Below are 24,126 nucleotides of genomic sequence, written 5' to 3'. Positions count from 1 at the left end.
ATGTGGCGTTCCATCTTGGGGTTCCAGCGGTGCTTCTGGTGGCCGAAGTGAACACCTGCTTCGAGCAGCTGACGCATGGAAAAATCGGGCAATGCCATGGAAGGCTTCCTTTACCGGTTATTGCCTCCGCGAGCGTTTGCGACGGGATGTCCCGCCACCGGTTGGAGCCATCGGCCTAAGTGCCACGGCGCCGCGCTTCGCGTGTGAATTACGCCCGGATATCCGAACGCGCCGCGCATATAGGGGTTTTTGCTGTCATAGGCAAGGGTGGCTGGGCGGCTGACGCCCGGTGGCGTCGCCAGCCACGCGCCTTGGGCGAGCTGCGTCCTCCCGAGCCGGCCAGCTTCGTCCGTTCAACAGGCCGATAACCCACTGATCTTGCGACAAACTCGGTGTCATCCCTGCGAAAGCAGGGACCCAACTCACCGCTAGCGCCAGCCGATAGCTGGGTCCCTGCTTTCGCAGGGATGACAACCGGTGGGTTGGACCGATCGAGCAAACAACCAGGCCGATGACCGGGGCTCCGCCGTCCGCGTTTCTTCCTAGTTCAGCCTGACGTCCACCACGCCTTCCATCGCCTTGATGCTGCCGGCGATTTCGGCGCTGAGGCGGTAGCCGCCCTTGAGCTCGATCTCGTACTCCTTGGCCCCGGCGTCGCGGATGACGATGAAGCTGACCTGCCCCTCGCCGCCCGGCTTCAGTTGCGACGCGATCGGGGCGAGGCACTTGTCCGAGCCGGCGAACACGGTGAGACGGCGGCCGATCTTTTCGGCGAGGCCGTCGATCGGCTCGGCATTGATCAGGCGGAGGCTGATGCCGTCGGGCCGTTCATCGGCTTCGACCGTCAAGACCACGGATTTGCCGGGCTGCAGCACATTGGTGAACAGGCTGATCTGCTCGGAGAAGGCGATTACCTCATAGCCGCCGCTGGCGTCGGACAGGCTGATGATCGCCATCGGCGTGCCTTTTTTGGTACGCCGGTCGTTACGGGTCGCTATGGTGCCGGCCAGACGCCCTGCCCGCGCATCGGCTTCCTTCACTGCCCGCTCGAAATCGCCGTATGGCGTCACGCGCAGCCGGTCGAACAGTTCAGCATACTGGTCGAGCGGGTGACCAGAGAGGTGGAAGCCGATGGCGCTGTGCTCGCGCGCCAGCCGCTCGGCCGGTGACCAGTTGGTTACGGCTTGGTTGAGCAGGATCGGCTCCGGCCGGTCGGCCGCAAACATATCCATGATACCGTCGGCAGCGTTGGCGTTGGTCCGCTGCGCCGTGGCGACGATGGCGTCGATGGCGGCAAAGGCCTGCTCGCGTCGCGGCACCAGCTGGTCGAACGCGCCGGCATTGATCAACGCTTCTAGCGTCCGGCGGTTGATGATCCGCGCATCGACCCGGGCGGCGAAGTCGCCGAGATCGGCGAATGGCTTGTCGCCACGCGCTTCCATGATGTGCTCGGCCACCGCCTGCCCCACACCTTTTACCGCGCCGATGGCGTAGAACACTTTGCCATCGTGGGTATTGAACACGGCGTCGGAGCGGTTGACGCAAGGCGGCACGATCTCGATGCCGTGCTTCTTGGCGTCCTGGCGGAATTCGTTGAGCTTGTCGGTGTTGCCCATGTCGAGCGTCATCGTCGCCGCAAAGAACTCATGCGGGTAATGCGCCTTCAGGTACGCCGTCTGGTAGCTGACCAGCGCATAGGTCGCGGCATGCGACTTGTTGAAGCCGTAGTTGGCGAACTTGGCGAGCAGATCGAAGATGGTGTCGGCAAGGCCCTTCTTCAGGCCGTATTTGATCGCGCCTTCCTGGAAGCGCGCCCGCTGCGCGTCCATTTCGGCCTTGATCTTCTTACCCATGGCGCGGCGCAGCATGTCGGCTTCGCCGAGCGAATAGCCGGAAAGGATCTGCGCGATCTGCATCACCTGTTCCTGGTAGACGATGATGCCGTAGGTCTCGTCGAGCACCTCGCTCAGCGCCTCATGCGGATACTCGATATCCTCGTCACCGCGCTTGCGGGCATTGAACAGCGGAATGTTCTCCATCGGACCGGGTCGATAGAGCGCCACCAGCGCGATGATATCCTCGAAGCGGTCGGGCTTCATGTCGACCAGCGCCCGGCGCATGCCGGCGCCTTCCACCTGGAACACGCCCGCGGTGTCGCCGATCGAATAGAGCTTGTAGGTCTTCTCGTCGGTGATCGGGATATCTTCGATGCGGAACTTGCCGTCGCCGCTGCGATTGATCATGTCGACCGCGCGCTTGATGGTGGTCAGCGTCTTCAAGCCAAGGAAGTCGAACTTCACCAGCCCGGCCGTCTCCGACCACTTCATATTATACTGGCTGACCGGCATGTCCGAGCGCGGATCGCGGTAGAGCGGCGCCAGCTCCTGCAACGGCCGGTCGCCGATGACGATGCCGGCGGCGTGGGTCGAGGCATGGCGGTAAAGCCCCTCGAGCTTCTGCCCGATGGCAAGCAGATCGCGGACCTGCTCGTCCTCGTCGGCCAGCTGCTGCAGTTGCGGCACTTCCTTCAGCGAGCGCTCGAGGGTCCACGGGTCCGCCGGGTTGGCCGGCACAAGTTTGGCGATCCGATCGACCTGCCCATACGGCATCTGCAGCACGCGACCGACGTCGCGCAGCACGGCGCGGGCCTGGAGCGTTCCAAAGGTGATGATCTGCGCGACCTGCGCCTCGCCGTACTTCTGCTGCACGTAGCGGATCACCTCTTCGCGGCGGTCCTGGCAGAAGTCGATGTCGAAGTCCGGCATCGACACGCGTTCGGGGTTGAGGAAGCGCTCGAACAGCAGGTTGTAAGCGAGCGGATCGAGGTCGGTAATGGTGGTGGCGTAGGCCACCAGCGAGCCGGCGCCCGAACCGCGCCCCGGTCCTACCGGGATATCGTGCGCCTTGGCCCACTGGATGAAGTCGGCCACGATCAGGAAGTAGCCCGGATACTTCATGCGCTCGATGATGCCGAGCTCGTATTCCAACCGCTCGCGGTAGATTTCTTCGGTCTTGCCCGGCGCCACGCCGACGACGCGGAAGCGCTCCTCGAGGCCGGTCCGCGCCATGTGGGCCAGCGCCTGCGCCTCGGCGGCCACTGCTTCCTCGGCCGATTGTCCAGGAGACGCCGCAAACGTCGGCAGCACCGGGTTGCGCTTCTTCGGCCGGTAACCGATGCGTTGCGCAATTTCGACGGTATTGTCGAGCGCTTCAGGCAGGTCGGCGAAGAGCGTCTGCATCTCCTCGCGCGTCTTGAAATAGTGCTGGTCGGTCAACTTGCGGCGCTCGGTCTGAGCCACCACCGTGCCGCCGGCAATGGCCAGCAGGGCGTCATGTGCCTCGTGGTCGGAGGGAGCCGGATAGAATGGCTCGTTCGTCGCGACCAGCGGCACGCCGCGGGCATAGGCGTAGTCGATGAGCTTGGCTTCGTTCAGCGTTTCCTGCGGCCGGCCATGGCGTTGCAGTTCGATGTACAGCCGATCGCCGAACATCTCGCGCAACCGGTCGAGCCGCGCCTGCGCGATGGCGTCCGCATTGTTGGTGAACCAGGGGTCGATGGCGCCTTCGGGGCCGCCGCTGAGGCAGATGATGCCCTCGAGCGCCTCGCGCTGCATCCAGTCGAGCTTGGCGGCGGCGCGTCCGTTCTCACCTTCAAGGTGGGCACGGCTTACCAGGGTCGAGAGGTTGGCGAAGCCGGTTTCCGATGCCGCCAGCAGCACCAGTCCGCCCTTGCCGAAGCGGCCGCGATCATGGCCACGCTCCTGCATGCGGTCCTGGTTGTCCTCCATGACGGAGAAATCGACATCCAGTTCCACGCCGATCAGCGGCTGTATCCCTTTGCCGGCCGCTTTCTCGGAGAATTCGAGCGCGCCGAACAGGTTGTTGGTGTCGGCGATGCCGAGGGCCGGCTGCTTGTCCGCCTTGGCGAGATCGAGCAACTTGCCGAGCGGCAGCGCCCCCTCGAGGAGCGAGTAAGCCGAATGTACATGCAGGTGAATGAAGCCGGGGCCAGCCATTCGTCGTTCCTAACCCCGTGGCGGCACCACGGCCACACACGAGGACGTCAATCCACAACTCGTCACACGAGTCGGGCAGCGATATCCATCCAGGTGAGCGAGGCGACCGAGAAGCCGCAGATGGTGACGAAAGCCAGCAGATCCTTGACGAAAGAGAGCATCGGAACCTCCAAAGTTTCTGTTCCGTTCTTATATGTTCTCAATTTGTTCTTGTCCAGTGACGACCGCTTAGCCATGAATCCATGGTTAACGTGCGAGTCGGGCATCACCACTACCCTCAGGAGAACGAGTGTTGAACCAGCAGCAGAAAGCCGAGCGCTTCCAGGCACTTCACCTGGGTCCGCTGTTCGTCATTCCCAACCCATGGGACGCCGGCAGCGCCCGCCTGCTCGCCGGGTTCGGGTTCAAGGCCCTGGCCACCACCAGCGCCGGGCTCGCCTTTGCCCTCGGCCGCCGGGATGGCGAGGGCAGCGTCAGCCGCGATGAGGCGCTGCGCAATGCCGCCGATATCATCGCCGCGGTCGACCTGCCGGTCAGCGCGGACCTCGAAAACGGCTATGGCCACACCCCTGAGCAGGCCGCCGAAACCACGCGGCTGGCCGCAGAGGTGGGGCTCGTTGGCAGTTCCATCGAGGACGCGACCGGCGACGCAGCCGACCCGATCTACGATTTCAACCTGTCGGTCGAGCGGGTGGCCGCGGCGGCCGAAGCTGCCCACGCCCAGTCATTCCCGTACACCTTCACTGCCCGCGCCGAGAACTTCCTGCACGGCCGCAACGATCTCGACGACACCATCCGGCGCTTGCAGGCCTATGAGAAAGCCGGCGCCGACGTGCTGTTCGCGCCGGGGTTGCCGAACCTCGAGGCTATCCGCACGGTCTGCGCATCCGTGGCAAAGCCGGTAAATGTCGTGCTTGGAGCGAAGAACACCCCCTACTCCCTCGCCGACCTCGCAGCGGCCGGCGTACGCCGCGTCAGCACCGGCAGCTCGTTCGCTCGTGCAGCGCTGACCGGATTGCGGGACGCCTCACTGGAACTGCTCGGTCCCGGCACTGCGACCTATCTCGACGATGCCATCAGTTTCGCCGAAGTCACTTCGCTGATGGCGGAGAAACGCTAGGCGGCTGGATTTCGCGTAGCGTTGCGGTTACCCCTTCGGTCATGCCGATCGATGCCCGCACCCGCAAAAAGCTCATCCGCGTCCTGAAACTGCTGGGCTCGGACAATCCCGGCGAACGCGACTCCGCCGCGCTCGCTGCACATCGGCTGGTTGCGTCGCTGGATACCGATTGGGACACCCTGCTCGAGCCGCCGCCCGAAACCAAGGTGGTGGTGCGGCGGGTGCGCGAGTGGGACATCAATCACCAGGAGGCCGCCGAGACCCGTATCCGCCAGCTCAGGGACACCAATGAGCGGCAGGCCCGGCAGATCCGCGGGCTGCGGACGCGCGTCAACAGCCTGCTCGATCGGGAGCGGCTGCGGCGGGCCAATGAGGATGACGAGGTTTTGCCCGACGCTTGAAGCGTTTGGATCGCTCGGCCTCATCCACCAACTCGGTGTCATCCCAGCGGTGGGAGGCAAGTCGGGGGCCAGCTTGCTTATCGGACCGTAGCCCTAAAGCGTCGTCTGCTCGATCAACCCGCCGCGCAGAGTCACGATGCGGTTCGCCCGCCGGGCCAGGTCGTGGTTGTGCGTGGCGATCAGGGCGGCGGCGCCCTCTTCCCGGATCAGTGACGCGAGCGCGTCGAACACCACGTCGCTGGTATCGGGATCGAGATTACCGGTGGGTTCGTCCGCGAGGATGATCCGCGGGTGGTTGGCTGCCGCCCGGGCGATGGCGACGCGCTGCTGCTCGCCACCGGAGAGTTCGGCTGGCCGATGCTGGGCCCGCGGCGCGATACCGAGAATATCGAGCAGCTCCATGCCCCGCTTCTCGGCCGCGGCGCGGTCGCGCCCGGCGATCAGCTGCGGCATGGTGACGTTCTCGAGCGCCGAGAATTCCGGCAAGAGGTGATGGAACTGGTAGACGTAGCCGATAGTGTCGCGCCGCAGCAGCGTCCGGCCACGCTCGTTGAGCTTGCTGGTCGGCACCCCGGTGATCTCGACCTCGCCGCCTTGCGGCCGCTCCAGCAGCCCCGAAATGTGCAGCAGGGTCGACTTGCCGGCACCGGACGGCGCGACAATGGCGACGAGTTCGCCGCCACTGACCTGGAGATCGGCCGCCTCGAGCACACGCACCAATGTGTCACCCTCGCCATAGTGGCGATGCACCTTGGCGAGCTTCAGGTGGACGTCACTCATAGCGGAGGGCCTCGACAGGATCGTATTGGGCGGCGCGCCAGGCAGGATAGAGCGTCGCAAGGAAGCTGAGCCCCATCGCCACGGCGACGATGGCAATCACTTCGGATGGGTTGGTGCGGCTGGGCAGCGAGGAGAGGAAAAACACCTCGGGCGGGAAGATGGTGAAGCCCAGCACGCTCGACAGGAACGCCCGGATCGCCTCGGCATTGGCGGCAATCACCAGCCCGAGCGCCAGGCCGAGCAGCGTGCCACCGACGCCGATCGCGACGCCCGCTATGCCGAAGATCCGCATGATCGAGCCACGCGTAGCGCCCATGGTGCGCAGCACCGCGATATCGGTGCCCTTGTCCTTTACCAGCATGATGAGGCTGGAGATGATGTTGAAGGCGGCCACCACCACAATCATCGACAGGATCACGAACATCACGCTGCCCTGCGTCTGCAGCGCGTCGAAGAAATTCTGATGCTGCTGCCGCCAGTCCGAAAGGATCAGCGGCCGTTCGATCTGCTGCCCGATCTTGAGCCGCATCGCGTCGAGCGCATTGGGGTCGTCGATGAACACCTCGATCGCTGTCGCCCGATAGATCCGGTCATAGGCCGCTTCGCGGTCGGCCGGCTCGGCGTCGAGCGGCGGCACGCTCGCACCGGGCTTCAGCACCCGATCGAACATCTCGAGATAGTCCTGTGCCGGCTGCAACGGCATGTAGAGATAGAAGCTGTCGAACTCGGTCATCCCGAGGTCGAAGATCACCTTGACCGGAAACGAGCGCGTGCGGGGCGCCGCACCGCTTTGCAGCCCCGAAGCGTCCGGGGCCAGCAGCGTTACCGGATCGCCGATATTCACCTTCAGCTTCTCAGCCAGTCGTCGGCCTATGGCGATGCCGTTCCCCTCGTCCCAGCCGTCCCAATGGCCGAGGATCGCTCCGTCGTGCAGCAGCCTAAGCTTCTCGATCGAGCCCAGCGACACGCCGCGGACGATCGCTCCGGTCGCATCGGCCTTGGCGCCGGATGCGAGCGCCTGCCCTTCGACGAACGGGATCGCAGCCACCACGCCATCGACGCTCTGAATCTCGAACGCCGACTTTTCGTAGTCGGTGAAACGCGCCTCGATCGGATAAGCGGAGAAGTGGCCATTAAGGCCCAGGAGCTTCGAAATGATCTCGGCATTGAAGCCGTTCATCACCGAGGTGACGACGATCAGTGCCGCCACGCCCAGCGCAATACCCGTGAGCGTCAGCCCGGCGATCACCGACACGAAACGATCGCGCCGACGGGCTCGCAGGTAGCGACCGGCAACGAGGAACTCGAAGCGCGAGAACGGGCCGGGATCGGGCGACGGGGCGCGTTCGGTCATTGGTTCAACCCCTCGATCGGGTCGAGACGTGCGGCGCGCCATGCCGGATAGAGCGTTGCAAGGAACGTCAGCCCCAGCGACAGCAGCACCACCAGGGTAACCTCAAGCGGATCCACCCGTGACGGCAGGCTCGCCATCAGGAACAGCTCCGGCGGGAAGATCGAGATGTTGAGGAGGCTCGAAACGGTTGAGCGGATCGCCTCGACATTGATGGCGAACACCAGCCCGAGGATCAGCCCGAGAAAAGTTCCGGAAAGCCCAATGGCGAAGCCGGTCATCGAGAAGATGCGGAGGATCGCGCCGCGCGTCGCGCCCATGGTGCGGAGCACGGCAATATCCGGCCCCTTGTCCTTCACCAGCATCACGAGGCTGGCGATGATGTTGAAAGCGGCAACGAGGATGATCAGCGACAGGATGACGAACATCACCACCCGCTCCACCTGTAGTGCGGAAAAGAACGTCGCATTGCGCTGCTGCCAGTCCGTGATGGTGAACGTGCCATCGAGCGCGGCCGCAAGCTTGTCGCGCATGCCGGCGATCTTGTCGGGGTCGGCGACGAACACCTCGACGCCACTCACCTTGTAGGCGCGCTCGTAGGCGGCATCGATCTCTTCGTCGGTCGCCATCACGCCGGGCATCTGCACGCCCGGCTTCAGACTGTCTTCGAACAGCCGAAAATACACCTGCGCTTCCTGCATCGGCAGGTAAATGTAGAACCCGTCATACTCGGGCATGCCGATATTGAAGATGACGTTCACCGGCAGCGTCAGCTCGGCAGGGGTCGTGCCGAACGGCGTCGGAGTTCCGTTGGGATTGATGATGGTGATCCGGTCGCCCAGCGATACCCCGAGCCGCTCCGAGAGGCGTTGGCCGATGGCGACTCCCTGGCTGCCATCCCATTGGTCCCAGCCGCCCAGCGTCGCGCCGTCGCGCAACAGTTCGAGCTTGGCCAGCGAGGCTTCGCTGATGCCGCGCACCACCACGCCGGTGGCGCTCGAATTGCCGGCGGCCAGCGCCTGGCCCTCGACATAGGGGATGGCGTAGCGCACGCCCTCGACCCCTTCGAGGCGGGTCACGACATCGTCGTAGCCGACGAAGCCTTCAGTCGTGGTCTGCACGACGAAATGACCGTTGAGGCCAAGGATCTTGCCTAGCAGCTCGGTGCGAAACCCATTCATCACCGACATCACGACGATCAGCGTCGCAACGCCCAGCACCACCCCCACCATGGTGAGGATGGTAATGACCGAGGCAAACTTCTCCTTGCGGCGGGCCCGCAGGTAGCGGCCCGCCACCAGGAACTCGAAACCCGAAAACGGCCCGGGCCCCTTCGCCACGATGGGCGGGGAATCGCTCAAACGCTGTCCCGCCGCTGCGGCACGATCAGCGCCTTGAGCCGGCCCACGGCTTCCTCGATCGACAGCGTTTCGCGCTCGCCCGACTTGCGATGCTTGATCTCGACCACTCCATCCTTGAGGCCGCGTGGCCCGACGATCAACTGGTACGGGATGCCGATCAGATCGGCCGCGGCAAACTTGCCGCCGGCGCCCTGGTCGCGATCGTCGAGCAGCACATCGATGCCCTCGCGGGTGAGATCGTCGTAGAGCCGCTCGGACGCCCGGTCGCTCTCCGCGTCGCCGACCTTGAGGTTGATCACCACGGCCTCGAACGGCGCGACGCTGACCGGCCAGATGATGCCGGCATCGTCATGCGAAGCTTCGATGATGGCTGGTACGAGGCGGGTCGGGCCGATGCCGTAGCTGCCCCCCTGCACCTCGACTTCCTTACCGTCGGGGCCGGTGACGGTCGCTCGCATCGGCTTGGAATACTTGGTACCGAAATTGAAGATGTGGCCGACCTCGATGCCGCGAGCGGCGAGTTGGTGCTCGGGATCGACGGCCGCCTTGAAGCCGGCTTCGTCAGTCATCTCGTCAGTCGCGGCGAACAGCGACGTCCAGTCTTTGAAGATCGGCGTCAGGTCGCTGCGATAGTCGGTGTCGATCGGCGGAATCGGCTTATCCACCAGGCGTTTGTCGAGGAACACCGCACTCTCGCCGGTCTCGGCGAGGACATGGAACTCGTAGCTCAGGTCGCCACCGATCGGACCTGTATCGGCGCGCATCGGCACACCGACCAGGCCCATGCGATGGAAGGTGCGCAGGTACGCCACGAACATCCGGTAGAAGGCCTGCGTTGCGCCAGCCTCGTCGAGGTCGAACGAGTAGGCGTCCTTCATCAGGAACTCGCGCGAGCGCATGGTACCGAAGCGCGGCCGCACCTCGTCGCGGAACTTCCACTGGATGTGGTAGAGGTTCAGCGGCAGATCCTTGTAGGACTTCACATAGGTGCGGAAGATGTCGGTGATCATCTCCTCGTTGGTCGGCCCGAACAGCATGTCGCGTTCGTGCCGGTCCTCGAGGCGCAGCATCTCCTTGCCGTAGTCGTCGTATCGGCCCGATTCCTTCCACAGGTCCGCTGACTGGATGGTCGGCATCAGAAGTTGAATGGCGCCGGAGCGGTTCTGCTCTTCTTCGATGATGCGAACGATCTTGTTCAGCACCTTGAAGCCGAGCGGCAGCCAGGAATAGCTCCCTGCGGCCTGCTGCTTGATCATGCCGGCACGAAGCATCAGCTGGTGCGAGACGATCTCGGCCTCTTTCGGCGTCTCCTTCAGGAGGGGCAGGAAGTAACGGCTCAAACGCATGTACGGTCCTCGATGGCGCCGGATTCGGAGTTGCGATCCCTATAGCGCAAAGCGGGGCAAAGTGGAGCCCGCAAAAGCGCGCGAAACTTAGGCAAACGCTTGCCTCTGCGGCGCTTTTGCGCAGTCTGAGCCGCCTACCAAATGATGGCTTGAATACTATGTAAAAATGCGATGGCTGCCATGCAGAATCCGCTTGGCAGCCCTAGATTCAGTTGTTAGGGTCCGTCGCCATAAGAACACAGGCAACCGCAAGTTGCCGGACGTCGACAACGTCAAGGGAGGAGCGTTGGCAGCCACCTAACCGTGTGCCTAAGACCAGCGTATTGTCGAGAAACTTTCAAAGCAGGGCTTCGGCCCTGCTTTTTTCATTGCGGATGAAGAACCGATGACAACTTCTTCTGAGTTCACGGCAATTGCATTGGCGCTCGACGGTACAACGGAAGCGCCGCACTTCGATCGACGGGCCTTCAAGGTCGCGCGCATCTACGCCACGCTCGCTGCCGACGGGCTCACGGCCAACCTCAAGCTCACCCCCGACGAGCAGGAGTTCAAGATGATGCTGGCGCCCGAGGCGTTCATGCCGATCGACAATGCCTGGGGCCGCCAGGGCTGGACCACGGCGGTGCTGGCTAAGCTGTCGGTGGAGGAGTTGAAGGCGGCGCTGAAGATGGCCTATGCCCATGCGCTGCCCAAGGTGAAGAAGCGCTAGCAATCTAAGGGAGCATCCTTCCCCTCACCCGCCCTTCGGGCACCCTCTCCCTCAAGGGGAGAGGGACGATGTGGCTCGATCGTGCGTTTATCTCCCCTCTCCCCTTGAGGGAGAGGGTGGCGCGCAGCGCCGGGTGAGGGGCAGTTCAGACCTGACGCCCTACCGCCAGTATTCCTGCAGCCACGGCGTCGTCAGCCCCCACAGAAGCAACCCGGTGACCACAGCCGCCAGCGCCGTTGTGATCAGCAGTTTCGGCCACAGCCGAAGAATCCCCGCCGGCGCCCCCCGCTCGGTGCCCTGTACCCACTCGCCCGCATCCACCTGGTTGCGCACTTTGAACGGCAGCACCAGGAACAGGCAAATCCACCAAGTGACGAAGAAGATGGCGAGAAAGGTTCCGACTTGCATGGCGAGCCTCAGACTCGGTGGACGAACACCGTTACATTGGGTTTGCGGCCCCAGTAGGACGAAACCTCGCTGCGGACCGCCCGCTGCAGCGCCGTATTGACCAGCTCAGGGTCGTTGCGGCGCTTGGGCGGAATCGACTTGAGTGTACCTGTTACCGCACGCCGAACGATTTCGGGCAGCGACTCATCGTCATCCTCGACGTCGGGCAGGCCTTCGATCACCGTTTCCGGTCCGGCCAGCACCTGGCCCGACGAGTTGACACACAGGCTTACCACGATGTGTCCGCCGAAGCTGAGCCGCCGGCGCCCCTTCACGCCGCTCTCCTCAGGGGTGCAGAGCACGTTGCCGTCAAGATAGAGCTGTCCGACGCGAACTTCGCCCGGGAACTGCGTGGTTTCCGGGAACAGGCGCACCATGTCGCCGTTGCGGGCGTGCACCACGGTTTCGATACCGTGCTGGCGACCGAGCAGCGCATGCGCCTCGAGATGCGCCGCCTCGCCGTGCACCGGCACCAGCACGTCCGGCTTGATCAGGTCGTAAAGCCGCTTCAGTTCCTCGCGCCGCGGGTGGCCGGTGGTGTGAACAAGCCCGTGCGTCTGGGTGATCACGTCGATGCCGCGGTCGATCAGCATGTTCTGGATGTCGATGACTTCACGCTCGTTGCCCGGGATGGCCCAGGACGAGAAGATCACCCGGTCACCGGCATTGAGCGAGATTTCGGGATGCTCCTCGCGCGCGATCCGCGCAATGGCCGCGCGGGCCTCGCCCTGGCTGCCGGTGCACAGCAGCACCACCTTGGCGCGTGGCAGTGCCTTGTACTCGTTCTGATCAAGGAACGGATCGATCCCCTCCAGCATGCCGAGCTCGCGCGCGATGCCGCTGATGCGATGCAGCGCCCTGCCCGACATCACCACCTTGCGACCGGCCTTCTGCGCCGCGCGCGCCACCGAGATCACTCGGCCCACATTTGAGGCGAAGGTAGTGACGGCGACGCGGTGCGTCGACGACGCTATCAGCGCCTCGAGCGTCGACGCGACCTCGTCCTCGGACGGGCTGGTGCCGTCCTTCATCGCGTTGGTGGAATCACAGATCAGCGCGATCGGCGTCGAGCGATCCTCGCCGATCTGGGCGAAGCGGCCGACATCGGTCGGCGGCGCACCTACCGGGTGCGGATCGAGTTTCCAGTCGCCGGTATGGATCACCCGGCCGATCGGCGTGGTAATCAACAGTGCGCAGCTCTCGGGGATCGAGTGCGCGACGTTGATCGCTTCGATGGTGAAGGGGCCGACACTGAAGGGTTTTCCTACCCGCATCGGCCTCACCTCGACATCCTCGACGATGCCTTCGGATTCCTTCTTGGCGCTCAGCATCGCCGCCGTGAAGGCGGTGGCATAGACCGGCCGATCGAACGCCGGCCACAGGTCGAGCACCGCACCGTAATGGTCTTCGTGGCTGTGGGTGAGGATCAGCGCCAGGATGTCGTCGGCATTCTCCTCGAGGAAGGCCGGATCGGGCAGGATCAGTTCCACTCCCGGCTCCTGTGGGCCGGCAAAGGTTACCCCGCAATCGACCACGATCCACTTGCGGTTGCGCTCCGGCCCGAAGCCGTAGGCGCCCATGTTCATGCCGATCTCGCCGACGCCGCCCAGCGGCACGAAGACGAGTTCATCTGCTCTCGGCTTTGCCATTCTCAGTTCCTAACGCTTGCGGTCGTGCCGAAATGCACATCACCCGCGGTGATGGCGATCCGGCTGTTGTCATTGGCGCGGACGATCAATCGTCCGCCCTCGTCGATCGTTTCAAAGATGCCGCGGACGACGTCGCCGTCGCGGTTCACCGCCACCTCGGCGCCGATGCCGGCAGCCGAGCGGCGCCACAGCTCCAGCACCTGGGTAACACCCCTGCCCCGGTCCCACAGTTCCACCGCATCGACCCAGGCATCCGAGAGCGCCCCGAACACCGTTTCGGCCGACGTGTCGAGCCCGAGTGCACGCAGCGACGTCGCCGGATAAGGCAGCCCCTCCGGCGCTTCGACGACATTGACGCCGATCCCGACCACGATCGCCAAGGCGCCATCCGGCCGCTTGTGCGCCTCGAGCAGGATGCCGGCCAACTTGGCGCCGTCGGCCAGCACGTCATTGGGCCACTTGAGCGCAATACGCCCATTCGACGTGTCGGCGCCATCGATACCGGTCTTCAGCCTCGCCGCGGGAACGATGTTGGCCAGCGCCTGGTTCAGCGACACCCCGGCGACGAAACCGAGCGTCGCCGCGGCGGCCGGGTCGACATCCGGAACCACGAGCAGGCTGGCAGCAAGGTTACCGTGCGGCGATTGCCACGGTCGCCCGCGACGCCCCCGGCCGGCAGTCTGTTGCAACGCGCAGAACCAGACATCGCCGATGTCCCCCGTCTGGGCAGCTTTCGCGGCCTCGGTGGAGGTCGAACCGACGCTGTCGAAGCCGTTCAGCCTGTAACCGCGGGAGCTTGCCCGGGAACCAAGCCAGAAGCCTGCCACTAGAACAGGCTTCCGGCCGCGAGCTGGGCGGCCGCGGTCAGCGGCGAACCCACCGTGACGAAATAGGCGACGATCAGGAATCCGATACCGGCCATGACCACGTTGAGCTCGCCCGGCACTGCGGCGAACTCGGCGACCGGCTCGTCGAAATACATCACCTTGACGATGCGCAGGTAGTAGAACGCGCTCACCGCCGAGGCGAGGACGCCGATCACCGCAAGCAGGAAGAGGTTCTGCTCGACCGCGGCGAGGAACACCTGCCACTTGGCAAAGAACCCTGCCAGCGGCGGCAGGCCGATCAGCGAGAACATCAGGATGGCGATGACGGCCGCGACGAACGGCCGCTTCTGCGCGAGACCGGCGAGTTCCGTGATCGTTTCCACCGGACCATTCTCGGTGCGCAGCGCCAGCACGCAGGCGAAGATGCCGACAGTCATGGCGATGTAGATCGCCATGTAGACGGCAACGCCCTCAACCCCCACTTGCGTGCCGGCCGACAAGCCGACCAGCGCAAAGCCGACATGGCCGATCGACGAGTAGGCGAGCAGGCGCTTGAGGTTGTTCTGCCCGATCGCGGCGAACGCAGCGAGCACCATCGAAGCGATCGACAGGAAGATGACGATCTGCTGCCAGTCATGCGTGATCGGCGCAAAGCTGACCGTGGAGACGCGGATGAACAGCGCCATAGCCGCAACCTTCGGTGCTGCCGCAAAGAACGCGGTCACCGGCGTCGGCGCGCCCTCATAGACGTCTGGCGTCCACATGTGGAACGGCACGGCCGAGATCTTGAAGGCGATACCGGCGAGCAGGAACACCATGCCGAAGATCAGCCCGATCGAGCGGCTGTCGAGGGTGATCGCCGTAACGATCTGGTCGATCTGAGTGGTGCCGGTGAAGCCGTAGACCAGCGAGGCACCGTAGAGCAGCATGCCTGACGACAACGCGCCGAGCACGAAGTACTTGATGCCGGCTTCGGTGGCCTTCTTGTCCTCGCGCTTCATGGCGGCGACCACGTAAAGCGCCAGGCTCTGCAGTTCGAGGCCGATATAGAGGGTCATCAGATCATTGGCCGAAACCATGATCATCATGCCCAGCGTCGCCAGCAGCACCAGAACCGCATACTCGAACTTGTCGATGCCGTGCTCTTTAGCGCTCGAAAGCGAGATCAGCAGCGTTGCCGCCGCGCCGCCCAGCACCAGCGCCTTCATGTAACGGGCAAATCCGTCGACGATGAATACGCCGTTGAACAGCACGCCGGTGGCCGGCTGCAGCAGCAGCATCGCCAGCACCACGAGGAGCAGCACGATCGCGACGATCGACACCGCCGTCGAACTGATGCCCTTCCAGAACAGCGAAACCAGCAGCACCACGATGGCACCGACGGCCAGCAGCAGTTCCGGGTAGGCGGGGGCGAGCGAAGCGAAGCTCGTGACGTCGGACAGCATGCCCGTCTCCTAGAGTGCTTTCAGGAAAAGTTGCAGACTCTTCCCGTTCGAAAGCGCGACAAAATCAAACATCAGTGGCCGGTCGCCGCGGCGACCGCTTGCGGCGCGGCACCAATGGCGTTGGCAAAGTTTTCCGCGACAAGGTTCACCGAGGCGGCGGTCGCATCGAGGATCGGTGCCGGATAGAAGCCGAAGAGGATGGTGAGAAGCACCAGCGGCACCAGGACGATGGCTTCGCGCCGGTCGAGATCGAGAATGCCCTTCAGCGATTCCTTGGTGAAGGCGCCGAAGATCACCCGGCGATAGAGCCAGAGCGCATAGGCCGCCGACAGGATCACGCCGAATGCCGCAAAGAACGCCACCCAGGTATTGGCCTGGAACGCCGCCAGCATGGTGAGGAACTCACCGACGAACCCCGAGGTTCCCGGCAGACCGACATTGGCCATGGTGAACACCATGAACACCACGGCATAGCGCGGCATCGGCGAGACAAGGCCACCATAGGCATCGATCTCACGGGTGTGCATCCGGTCGTAGACCACGCCGACGCAGAAGAACAGCGCCGCCGAAACGATGCCGTGCGAGATCATCTGGAAGATCGCGCCGTGGATGCCGTAGATGTTGCCGGTGAAGATCCCCATGGTCACGAAGCCCATATGGGCGACCGACGAGTAGGCGATCAGCTTCTTGATATCGGTCTGCACCAGCGCGACGAGCGAGGTGATGATGATCGCCGCGATCGACAGGACGAACACGAAGTTCGCGAACTGGTGCGAGGCATCGGGGAACATCGAGATCGAGAAGCGGATGAAACCGTAGCCGCCAAGCTTCAAGAGGATCGCCGCCAGGATCACCGAGCCGCCGGTCGGCGCCTCGACGTGCGCTTCGGGCAGCCAGCGGTGGAATGGCCACATCGGCATCTTCACCGCGAACGAGGCGAAGAACCCGATCCACAGCCAGGTCTGCAGCTCCGGTGGGAACTTGAAGGCCAGGAGCTTCTGGATATCGAGCGTGTCGGCCTGCCAGAACATCGCCATGATGGCGATGAGCATCAGCACCGTGCCGGTGAAGCTGTAGAAGAAGAACTTGTAGGTCGCCTGGATGCGCCGCGCCCCGCCCCAGATGCCGATGATCAGGAACATCGGAATCAGCGTGCCTTCAAAGAACACGTAGAACATCGCCAGATCGAGCGTCGCGAAGGCGCCGATCATGAACGTCTCGAGGATCAGGAAGACGATCAGGTATTCTTTCACCCGCTTGGTGATCGAGCCGAAGCTGGAGAGGATCACCGCCGGCATCAACACAGCGGTCAGCGGAATGAACAGCACCGAGATGCCGTCGACGCCCATGCGGTAGCCGATCGAGTCGCTCCAGCCATAGTTCTCGACGAACTGGAAGCCGGTATTGGTCGGGTCGAACTTGTACCAGAGCCATAGGCTGAGCGCGGCCGTCACCACCGTCACGCCGAGCGCGATATAGCGCGCCAGCCTGTTGGCCGCCTCGTCGCGCCCACCGACGAAGAGCAGCAGCAGCGCGCCCAGCGTCGGCAGGAAGGTGATGACCGTCAGAAGGTGGTCACTGAAGATCATCCCAGGAGTCCCCCGGCGGCGATGGCCCAGGTGAGCAGCGCCGCGATACCGATAAGCATGGCGAAAGCGTAGTGATAGAGGTAGCCCGACTGCAGCTTCACCACCTTGCCGGTGATGTCCTTGACGCGGTTGCCAAGGCCCTCGGTGATCGTCTTGTCGATCAGCATGTCGTCAAAGCCCTTCCACAGGGCATTGCCCAGCCAAAGCGCCGGCCTGACGAAGATGCGGTCGTAGAGCTCGTCGAAATACCACTTGTTGAGCAGGAACAGGTAGAGCCCCGGGTTGGCGTGAGCCATCCGCTTCGGCGCTGCCGGATCGCGGATGTACATCTGGTACGCCGCGGCGAAGCCGAGCAGCATGGCAATGGTCGCCGACCACTTCACCCATAGCGGGACATGGTGGGCTTCATCGAGCAGGGCCTCGGAGACGACGAGCGAGCCCTGGAAGAAGTGCTCGATATGCTCTGCATGGCCGAAGAACAGGTCGTTGAACACCAAACCCGCCAGCACGGCGCCGGCAGCCAGCACATAGAGCGGCACCAGCATGACGTTGGGGCTCTCATGCGCGTTGTCGTAGGCGCTGCCATGATGTCCGTGATCGTCATGGGCATGGTCGGCATGCGCATCGTGACCATGATGCTGGCCCCGCGGCTCGCCATGGAAGGTCAGGTGGATCAGGCGCCACGAATAGAAGCTCGTGAACATGGCCGCGATCACCAGGGCCCAGAAGGCGATGTAGCCGGTCGAGCCACCCGCTGCGTAAGCGACTTCGATGATCCCGTCCTTCGAGAAGAACCCGGCGAAGCCGAGCGGCGTGCCCGGGATACCGACGCCGGTGAGCGCCAGGGTACCGATGATCATCATCCAGTAGGTGATCGGGATCTTCTTCCTGAGCCCGCCCATGTTCCGCATGTCCTGCTCATGGTGCATCGCATGGATCACCGAGCCGGCTCCGAGGAACAGCAGGGCCTTGAAGAAGGCGTGGGTGAACAGGTGGAAGATCCCCACCGAGTACACCCCTGCCCCCAGCGCCACGAACATGTAGCCGAGCTGCGAGCAGGTCGAATAGGCGATGACGCGCTTGATGTCGTTCTGGACGAGGCCAACGGTCGCCGCAAAGAACGCTGTCAGCGCGCCAACGAGCATCACCACGGTCATAGCGAGCTCCGACGCCTCGAACAGCGGCGAGAAGCGGGCAACCATGAACACGCCAGCCGTCACCATGGTCGCGGCATGGATCAGCGCCGACACCGGGGTCGGGCCTTCCATCGCGTCCGGCAGCCAGGTGTGGAGCAGGAACTGTGCCGACTTGCCCATGGCGCCCATGAACAGCAGCAGGCACACCACGGTCATGGCGTGGACGTCCCAACTGAGGAAGCGGAAGGTCAGGTCCTTGTTGGCCTCGACGGCATGGAACGCGCCGTCGAAATCGAGGTGACCGAGCACCACGAAGGCCGCGAAGATGCCGAGCGCGAAGCCGAAATCGCCGACGCGGTTGACCACGAATGCCTTCATGGCGGCCGCATTGGCCGAGGGGCGCGTGTACCAGAAGCCGATCAGCAGGTATGAGGCGAGGCCCACGCCTTCCCAGCCGAAGAACATCTGCAGGAAGTTGTCCGCGGTCACCAGCATCAGCATGGCGAAGGTGAAGAGCGACAGGTAGGCGAAGAACCGCGAACGGTGCGGATCGTCGGCCATGTAGCCGATCGAATAGAGGTGGACGAGGCTGGAGACGGTAGTCACCACCACCAGCATCACCGCGGTGAGCGTATCGACGCGCAGCACCCAGCGCAGGTCGAGTGCACCGGAGACGATCCAGCGCATCACCTCGACCTTGGTCGCCGCGTGCTCTGCGCCGTGCGCGCCCTCAACCGCGGCCGGCGCGAACCAGTAGCCGGCGAAGACGATCCAGCTCAGCACCGCCGCCGCGATCAGCAGGCCGGTGGTGATGTACTCGCTGGTGCGGTGACCGATGATGCGGCCCAGCAAACCTGCGATCAGGGCCCCGACGAGCGGGAAGAATACGATGGCCTGGATCACTTTGCGGTCAGCCCTTCAGCGAGTTGACGTCTTCCACGGCGATCGAGCCGCGGTTGCGATAGAAGATGACGAGGATGGCGAGACCGATTGCCGCTTCCGCAGCGGCCACCGTGAGGATCAACAGCGCGAACACCTGCCCGGCGAGATCGCCCAGTTGCGACGAGAACGCCACGAAGTTGATGTTCACCGCCAGGAGGATCAGTTCCACCGACATCAGGATGATGATGATGTTCTTGCGGTTGAGAAAAATCCCGAACACGCCGAGGGTGAAGAGGATCGCCCCGACGGTCAGGTAGTGCCCGAGCCCGATGCCTGTTGCTGCCAGCATTTAGAGCCCCTGCCCCGATTTGACCTTGACCAGTTCCGTGCCTTCCGAGCGCTTGCGCCCGGTCTGGCGGAACACATCCTGCCGCTTGACGTTCGACTTGTGCCGAAGGGTCAGGACGATGGCGCCGATCATGGCGACCAGCAGCACGCCGGCGGCGCCCTGGAACAGGAACACGTAGCGCGTGTAGAGCAACTGCCCGATGGCGCGGGTATTGTCGATCGCCGCATCCATCGGCACCGCAGCCGCGGCGCCAGAATCGACCGGCAGCACGAAGCTCCCCGCCACCAGCAGCAACTCGAGCAACAGGATCACGCCGACCACCACACCGACCGGCGCATATTGCAGCATGCCCTGGCGCAGCGACGCGAAGTCGACGTCGAGCATCATGGTGACGAACAGGAACAGCACCGCGACGGCACCGACATAGACGACGATCAGGATCAGCGCCAGGAACTCGGCGCCGGCCAGCATGAACAGGCCGGCCGAATTCACGAACGCCAGGATCAGGAACAGCACCGAGTGGACGGGATTGCGCGCCGCGATCACCATCAGCGCCGAAGCGACGGTGATGACCGAGAACACATAGAAGAAGAACAGCGGCAGCGTCATGCGAAGGCCTCGGAACTCGCGCCCCCTCTCCCTTTGGGGGAGAGGGCTGGGGTGAGGGGGCCTTGCCCCAAACTCGGTGACTGAGGCAAGGCCCCCTCACCCGGCGCTACGCGCCGACCTCTCTCCCAAGGGAGAGGTGTCGCTGTGGCACCGCTGTTGAACGACATCACCATCTTGATCACCGGTACGGCGCGTCGGCGGCGAGGTTGGCCGCGATCTCGCGCTCCCAACGATCGCCATTGGCGAGGAGCTTTTCTTTCGAGAAATACAGCTCCTCGCGCGTTTCAGTCGCGAACTCGAAGTTCGGCCCCTCGACGATGGCGTCGACCGGGCAAGCCTCCTGGCAGAAACCGCAATAGATGCATTTCACCATGTCGATGTCGTAGCGCACCGTCCGGCGAGTGCCGTCGTTCTGGCGCGGGCCGGCTTCGATGGTGATGGCCTGGGCCGGGCAGATCGCTTCGCAGAGCTTGCAGGCAATGCAGCGCTCTTCGCCGTTGGGGTAGCGGCGCAGCGCATGCTCACCGCGGAAGCGTGGCGAATAGGGGATCTTCTCGAACGGGTAGTTCACGGTCTTCTTGGGCGCAAAGAAGTACTTCATCGCGAGGAAGAAGGCGCCGACGAACTCGCGGAGCAGCAGGCCGTTGAGGAACTGGGCGAAACGCATCAGACGGACCCTCCGTGCCAGCCCCAGCCGGTGAGCTGCAGAACCGCGGCGACGACGACCACCATGAGCAGCGAGATCGGCAGGAAGACCTTCCAGCCGATGCGCATCAACTGGTCATAGCGGTAGCGCGGCACGATCGCCTTGGCCATCGCGAACATGAAAAACACCAGGCAAAGCTTGAGGACGAACCAGACGACGCCGGGGATCCAGGTGAACGGCGGCAGGTCGATCGGCGCCGCCCAGCCCCCGAGGAACAGGATCGTCGTCATCGAGCACATCAGGATGATGGCGATGTATTCGCCGAGCATGAACAGCAGGTACGGGGTCGAGGAATACTCGACCATGTAGCCGGCCACGAGTTCCGATTCACCTTCCGGCAGGTCGAACGGGGGGCGGTTGGTTTCCGCCAGCGCCGAGACGTAGAAGATCACGAACATCGGGAACAGCGGCAGCCAGTACCAGTTGAGGACGCTGAGCCACGGTACGCCGAGCATGTGCGCGATACCGCCAGACTGCTGCGCCACCACGATATCGGTGAGATTCAGCGAGCCGACGACGAGCAGCACCGTGATGATCACGAGGCCGATCGAGACTTCGTACGACACCATCTGCGCCGCCGAACGGAGCGCACCGAGGAAGGCGTACTTCGAGTTCGAAGCCCAGCCGCCCATGATGATGCCGTAAACGCCCAGCGACGAGATGGCGAAGATGTAGAGGATGCCGATATTGATGTCCGCCAGCGCCCAGCCGTTGTCGAACGGGATCACGGCATAGGCCGAGAGCGCCAGGATCGAGGTCACCAGCGGCGCCAGGATGAACAGCACCTTGTCCGAGCTTGCCGGGATTACAGGCTCTTTGAGGACGAACTTCAACAAGTCCGCGAAGCTCTGCAACAGCCCGAGCGGGCCGACGACGTTGGGGCCGCGACGCTGCTGCACCGCCGCCCAGATCTTGCGGTCGGCGAGCAGGATATACGCCGTGAACAACAGCAGCGCGACGAGCAGCAGCAGCCCCTTGTAGATGAAGCCGACCTGCGTACCCCACCCGAAGATCGGGATACCGAGCAGGTAGTCCAGCGCTGAAACAACGAAATCCATCTGGGCCCCTTACTCTGCTGCCTGCCGGAAACCGGCCTGCAGCGCGGCGCATTCGCCCATCGTCGCGGACGCCCGCGCGATCGGGTTGGTGAGGTAGAAATCGGCAACCGGCGAAGTGAAGGTTGCGGACTTGGTCTTGATCGCAGCGCCGGCGAGCTTCTTCACATCGGCCAGCGAACCCTGGGCGATCTGGTCGAGCCGCGCCAAATGCGGGAACTCGGCGTAGATCGCGGCGCGCAACTGGCTGAGCGAGTTGAACGGCAACGGCTGCCCGAGCACGGCACTGAGCGCCCGGAAAATCGCCCAGTCTTCCTTCGCTTCGCCCGGCGGGAACACGGCGCGCTCGGCGAGCTGCACGCGACCCTCGGTATTGACGTAGGTGCCCGACTTCTCGGTATAGGCAGCCGAGGGCAGGATCACGTCGGCGCGGTGCGCACCGGCATCGCCGTGCGTGCCGACATAGACCACGAACGCCTTGCCCATCGCCGCGGTGTCGTACTCGTCGGCGCCGAGCAGGAACAGCACGTCGAGCTCGCCCTTGCCGGCCAGACCGATCTGGTCGGCCGAGCAGACGCCGCCGTCATGCGGCACGAAGCCGATGTCGAGACCGCCGACGCGACCGGCGGCATTGTGCAGCAGCGCGAGGCCGTTCCAGTCCTCGGCGGCGCCCGAACCGGTGGCGAGCTTGGCGGCCATGGCGAGGACGTCACGGCCGATTTGCTTGGAATGCGCCGCGCCATGCGACACGGCGCCCTCGCCCACGATGATCAGCGGACGGACGGCCTTCGACAGAATCTCGCCGAAGCTGCCCTTGCGCGCCACGAGGTCGGCAAGCGCCGACAACCCGTTGCCGAGGTACTCGTACTTGTAGGTGAGGTCGGCATTGTCGCCGATCAGCGCGATCGGGGTATTCTTGGCGCGCCAGGCCTTGCGGATGCGCGCGTTGACCAGCGCTGCTTCCTTGCGCGGGTTCGAGCCGATGATCAGGATCGCGTCGGCGTCTTCGATGCCCGCAATGGTCGGGTTGAAGATGTAGGCCGAGCGCGGCATCGACGGGTCGATCCCCGACATTGCCGGACGGCAGTCGGTCATGCCCGAGCCGAGCGAGGTCATCAACGCCTTGAGCGCATACATGTCCTCGACGGCCGCCAGGTCACCGGCAATGGCGCCGACCTTGTTGCCGCCGCCCGAGGCCTTGATCGCCTTGGCGATGGCGGCGAACGCCTCGTCCCACGACGCCGGCTTCAGCTTGCCGTTCTGGCGGACATACGGCCGGTCGAGACGCTGGCTCTTCAGCCCATCCCAGATGAAGCGGGTCTTGTCCGAGATCCACTCTTCGTTGATCGCCTCGTTGACGCGCGGCAGGATGCGCATCACTTCGCGGCCACGGCTGTCGACGCGGATGTTGGAGCCGACCGCGTCCATCACGTCGATGGTCTCGGTCTTCACCAGTTCCCACGGACGGGCATGGAAGGCATAGGGCTTACTGGTCAGCGCGCCGACCGGGCAGAGGTCGATGACGTTGCCCTGCAACTCGCTGGTGAGCGCCTGCTCGAGATACGAGGTGATCTCGGCGTCTTCTCCGCGGCCGAGCAGGCCCATCTCGGTGATGCCGGCAACCTCGGTGGTGAACCGGACACAGCGCGTGCAGTGAATGCAGCGGTTCATCTCGGTCTTCACCAGTGGCCCGAGATACTTGTCCTCGACGGCGCGCTTGTTCTCGGCGAAGCGGTTCTTGTCGACGCCGTAGGCCATGGCCTGGTCCTGCAGGTCGCACTCGCCACCCTGGTCGCAGATCGGGCAATCCAGCGGGTGGTTGATGAGCAGGAACTCCATCACCCCTTCGCGGGCCTTCTTGACCATCGGGGTGTTGGTGAACATCTCAGGCGGCTCGCCGTTCGGGCCGGGACGCAGGTCCTTGACCGACATGGCGCAGCTCGCCTGCGGCTTGGGCGGGCCGCCCTTCACTTCGACGAGGCACATGCGGCAGTTGCCGGCGACCGACAGGCGCTCGTGGTAGCAGAAGCGCGGGATCTCCGCGCCGGCTGCTTCCGCGGCTTGCATCAGGGTGTAGTAATCGGGGACCTCGACGAGCGTACCGTCGACTTTGATGCTGGCCATTGGCCTTACTCCGCCGCGATCGAGGGCACGGCGCCCTCGCTGGTCGAGGACCAGGTGTATTGGTCGATCCGCGCCTCGATGACGTCGCGGAAGTTGCGGATCAGGCCCTGCACCGGCCAGGCCGCCGCATCGCCGAGCGCACAGATGGTGTGCCCTTCGATCTGCTTGGTCACGTCGAACAGCATGTCGATCTCGCGCTTCTGGGCGCGGCCTTCGACCATGCG

At 64.1% G+C, this 24,126-nt stretch carries 21 protein-coding genes; 3 read left to right on the top strand and 18 right to left on the bottom strand.

Going from position 1 to position 24,126, the window contains the following annotated elements:
• Together VGV07_RS06645 and dnaE are read right to left on the bottom strand one after the other, a co-directional pair.
• The coding region (locus VGV07_RS06645) for a 30S ribosomal protein S2 (RefSeq protein WP_326867904.1) at positions 1–98 on the bottom strand (98 nt) is incomplete at its 3' end.
• Between the two features lie 444 nt (positions 99–542).
• The gene (dnaE, locus tag VGV07_RS06640; protein WP_326867903.1) at positions 543–4,016 is read right to left on the bottom strand and encodes a DNA polymerase III subunit alpha; all 3,474 of its coding nucleotides are present in this window, start codon (positions 4,014–4,016) and stop codon (positions 543–545) included.
• 292 nt (positions 4,017–4,308) lie between these two features.
• On the opposite strand from dnaE, the gene VGV07_RS06635 reads away from it, so the two are divergent.
• Both VGV07_RS06635 and VGV07_RS06630 read left to right on the top strand, forming a co-directional pair.
• Positions 4,309–5,136, top strand: coding sequence for an isocitrate lyase/PEP mutase family protein (locus VGV07_RS06635; RefSeq protein ID WP_414649917.1), 828 nt, complete (start codon positions 4,309–4,311; stop codon positions 5,134–5,136).
• 41 nt (positions 5,137–5,177) lie between these two features.
• Entirely contained in the window at positions 5,178–5,537 is a 360-nt protein-coding gene (locus tag VGV07_RS06630; RefSeq protein WP_326867901.1) for a hypothetical protein, read from the top strand.
• A gap of 93 nt (positions 5,538–5,630) precedes the next feature.
• On the opposite strand, the gene VGV07_RS06625 is transcribed toward VGV07_RS06630, so the two are convergent.
• Genes VGV07_RS06625 through proS form a run of 4 tightly spaced genes read right to left on the bottom strand, consistent with a single transcriptional unit; the run spans position 5,631 to position 10,375 of the window.
• Positions 5,631–6,317 (bottom strand): ABC transporter ATP-binding protein, encoded by a 687-nt coding sequence (locus tag VGV07_RS06625; protein WP_326867900.1) that lies wholly within the window; start codon positions 6,315–6,317, stop codon positions 5,631–5,633.
• Positions 6,310–7,671 (bottom strand): ABC transporter permease, encoded by a 1,362-nt coding sequence (locus VGV07_RS06620; RefSeq protein WP_326867899.1) that lies wholly within the window; start codon positions 7,669–7,671, stop codon positions 6,310–6,312. Before VGV07_RS06620 ends, VGV07_RS06625 begins: the two co-directional genes overlap by 8 nt.
• A complete protein-coding gene (locus tag VGV07_RS06615) occupies positions 7,668–9,029 on the bottom strand; it encodes an ABC transporter permease (protein ID WP_326867898.1) in 1,362 nt (453 codons plus the stop codon). Before VGV07_RS06615 ends, VGV07_RS06620 begins: the two co-directional genes overlap by 4 nt.
• The gene (gene proS / locus VGV07_RS06610) at positions 9,026–10,375 is read right to left on the bottom strand and encodes a proline--tRNA ligase (protein WP_326867897.1); all 1,350 of its coding nucleotides are present in this window, start codon (positions 10,373–10,375) and stop codon (positions 9,026–9,028) included. The genes VGV07_RS06615 and proS overlap by 4 nt, the downstream gene beginning before the upstream one ends.
• Before the next feature lie 385 nt (positions 10,376–10,760).
• Between proS and VGV07_RS06605 the strand changes: the two genes are divergently transcribed.
• Positions 10,761–11,084 (top strand): MmcQ/YjbR family DNA-binding protein, encoded by a 324-nt coding sequence (locus VGV07_RS06605; RefSeq protein WP_326867896.1) that lies wholly within the window; start codon positions 10,761–10,763, stop codon positions 11,082–11,084.
• A 159-nt stretch (positions 11,085–11,243) separates the two neighbouring features.
• On the opposite strand, the gene VGV07_RS06600 is transcribed toward VGV07_RS06605, so the two are convergent.
• The 12 genes from VGV07_RS06600 to VGV07_RS06545 all read right to left on the bottom strand — a co-directional run.
• Positions 11,244–11,492 carry a DUF1467 family protein gene (locus VGV07_RS06600; protein ID WP_326867895.1) on the bottom strand — a complete coding sequence of 83 codons (249 nt, stop codon included), beginning with the start codon at positions 11,490–11,492 and terminating at the stop codon, positions 11,244–11,246.
• Positions 11,493–11,500: 8 nt separating this feature from the next.
• Positions 11,501–13,180 carry a ribonuclease J gene (locus VGV07_RS06595; protein ID WP_326867894.1) on the bottom strand — a complete coding sequence of 560 codons (1,680 nt, stop codon included), beginning with the start codon at positions 13,178–13,180 and terminating at the stop codon, positions 11,501–11,503.
• 2 nt (positions 13,181–13,182) lie between these two features.
• On the bottom strand, positions 13,183–14,007 hold the full coding sequence (locus VGV07_RS06590) for a biotin--[acetyl-CoA-carboxylase] ligase (RefSeq protein ID WP_326867893.1): 825 nt from the start codon (positions 14,005–14,007) through the stop codon (positions 13,183–13,185).
• Entirely contained in the window at positions 14,007–15,452 is a 1,446-nt protein-coding gene (gene nuoN, locus VGV07_RS06585) for an NADH-quinone oxidoreductase subunit NuoN (protein WP_326867892.1), read from the bottom strand. The genes VGV07_RS06590 and nuoN overlap by 1 nt, the downstream gene beginning before the upstream one ends.
• A gap of 71 nt (positions 15,453–15,523) precedes the next feature.
• Positions 15,524–17,041: an NADH-quinone oxidoreductase subunit M gene (locus VGV07_RS06580; RefSeq protein ID WP_326867891.1), complete on the bottom strand. Its 1,518-nt coding sequence runs from the start codon at positions 17,039–17,041 to the stop codon at positions 15,524–15,526.
• Complete coding sequence (gene nuoL / locus VGV07_RS06575; RefSeq protein ID WP_326867890.1) at positions 17,038–19,080, bottom strand: NADH-quinone oxidoreductase subunit L; 2,043 nt, start codon at positions 19,078–19,080, stop codon at positions 17,038–17,040. The genes VGV07_RS06580 and nuoL overlap by 4 nt, the downstream gene beginning before the upstream one ends.
• 7 nt (positions 19,081–19,087) lie before the next feature.
• Positions 19,088–19,408, bottom strand: a complete 321-nt coding sequence (gene nuoK / locus VGV07_RS06570; RefSeq protein WP_326867889.1) for an NADH-quinone oxidoreductase subunit NuoK — start codon at positions 19,406–19,408, stop codon at positions 19,088–19,090.
• Positions 19,409–20,017, bottom strand: a complete 609-nt coding sequence (locus VGV07_RS06565) for an NADH-quinone oxidoreductase subunit J (RefSeq protein WP_291308018.1) — start codon at positions 20,015–20,017, stop codon at positions 19,409–19,411.
• Between the two features lie 178 nt (positions 20,018–20,195).
• A complete protein-coding gene (nuoI, locus tag VGV07_RS06560) occupies positions 20,196–20,684 on the bottom strand; it encodes an NADH-quinone oxidoreductase subunit NuoI (protein ID WP_055881640.1) in 489 nt (162 codons plus the stop codon).
• Entirely contained in the window at positions 20,684–21,781 is a 1,098-nt protein-coding gene (nuoH, locus tag VGV07_RS06555) for an NADH-quinone oxidoreductase subunit NuoH (RefSeq protein ID WP_326867888.1), read from the bottom strand. The genes nuoI and nuoH overlap by 1 nt, the downstream gene beginning before the upstream one ends.
• Positions 21,782–21,790: 9 nt before the next feature.
• The gene (nuoG, locus tag VGV07_RS06550; protein ID WP_326867887.1) at positions 21,791–23,902 is read right to left on the bottom strand and encodes an NADH-quinone oxidoreductase subunit NuoG; all 2,112 of its coding nucleotides are present in this window, start codon (positions 23,900–23,902) and stop codon (positions 21,791–21,793) included.
• A 5-nt stretch (positions 23,903–23,907) separates the two neighbouring features.
• Positions 23,908–24,126, bottom strand: a 219-nt coding sequence (locus VGV07_RS06545; RefSeq protein WP_326867886.1) for an NADH-ubiquinone oxidoreductase-F iron-sulfur binding region domain-containing protein, incomplete at its 5' end; no start/stop codon positions are given.

This window comes from Devosia sp. (genome assembly GCF_035944845.1).
GTDB lineage: Bacteria > Pseudomonadota > Alphaproteobacteria > Rhizobiales > Devosiaceae > Devosia_A.
The sequence above is the reverse complement of the archived record's forward strand: the minus strand, read 5'-3'. Positions and strand labels throughout refer to the sequence as shown.

Coding starts and splice junctions, on each gene's coding strand:
- VGV07_RS06605 (WP_326867896.1), top strand. CDS start 10,761: ATGACAACTTCTTCTGAGTTCACGGCAATTGCATTGGCGCTCGACGGT.
- nuoK (WP_326867889.1), bottom strand. CDS start 19,408: ATGCTGGCAGCAACAGGCATCGGGCTCGGGCACTACCTGACCGTCGGG.
- VGV07_RS06595 (WP_326867894.1), bottom strand. CDS start 13,180: ATGGCAAAGCCGAGAGCAGATGAACTCGTCTTCGTGCCGCTGGGCGGC.
- VGV07_RS06620 (WP_326867899.1), bottom strand. CDS start 7,671: ATGACCGAACGCGCCCCGTCGCCCGATCCCGGCCCGTTCTCGCGCTTC.
- nuoG (WP_326867887.1), bottom strand. CDS start 23,902: ATGGCCAGCATCAAAGTCGACGGTACGCTCGTCGAGGTCCCCGATTAC.
- VGV07_RS06630 (WP_326867901.1), top strand. CDS start 5,178: ATGCCGATCGATGCCCGCACCCGCAAAAAGCTCATCCGCGTCCTGAAA.
- VGV07_RS06580 (WP_326867891.1), bottom strand. CDS start 17,041: ATGATCTTCAGTGACCACCTTCTGACGGTCATCACCTTCCTGCCGACG.
- VGV07_RS06600 (WP_326867895.1), bottom strand. CDS start 11,492: ATGCAAGTCGGAACCTTTCTCGCCATCTTCTTCGTCACTTGGTGGATT.
- dnaE (WP_326867903.1), bottom strand. CDS start 4,016: ATGGCTGGCCCCGGCTTCATTCACCTGCATGTACATTCGGCTTACTCG.
- nuoH (WP_326867888.1), bottom strand. CDS start 21,781: ATGGATTTCGTTGTTTCAGCGCTGGACTACCTGCTCGGTATCCCGATC.
- proS (WP_326867897.1), bottom strand. CDS start 10,375: ATGCGTTTGAGCCGTTACTTCCTGCCCCTCCTGAAGGAGACGCCGAAA.
- VGV07_RS06565 (WP_291308018.1), bottom strand. CDS start 20,017: ATGACGCTGCCGCTGTTCTTCTTCTATGTGTTCTCGGTCATCACCGTC.
- nuoN (WP_326867892.1), bottom strand. CDS start 15,452: ATGCTGTCCGACGTCACGAGCTTCGCTTCGCTCGCCCCCGCCTACCCG.
- VGV07_RS06625 (WP_326867900.1), bottom strand. CDS start 6,317: ATGAGTGACGTCCACCTGAAGCTCGCCAAGGTGCATCGCCACTATGGC.
- nuoI (WP_055881640.1), bottom strand. CDS start 20,684: ATGCGTTTCGCCCAGTTCCTCAACGGCCTGCTGCTCCGCGAGTTCGTC.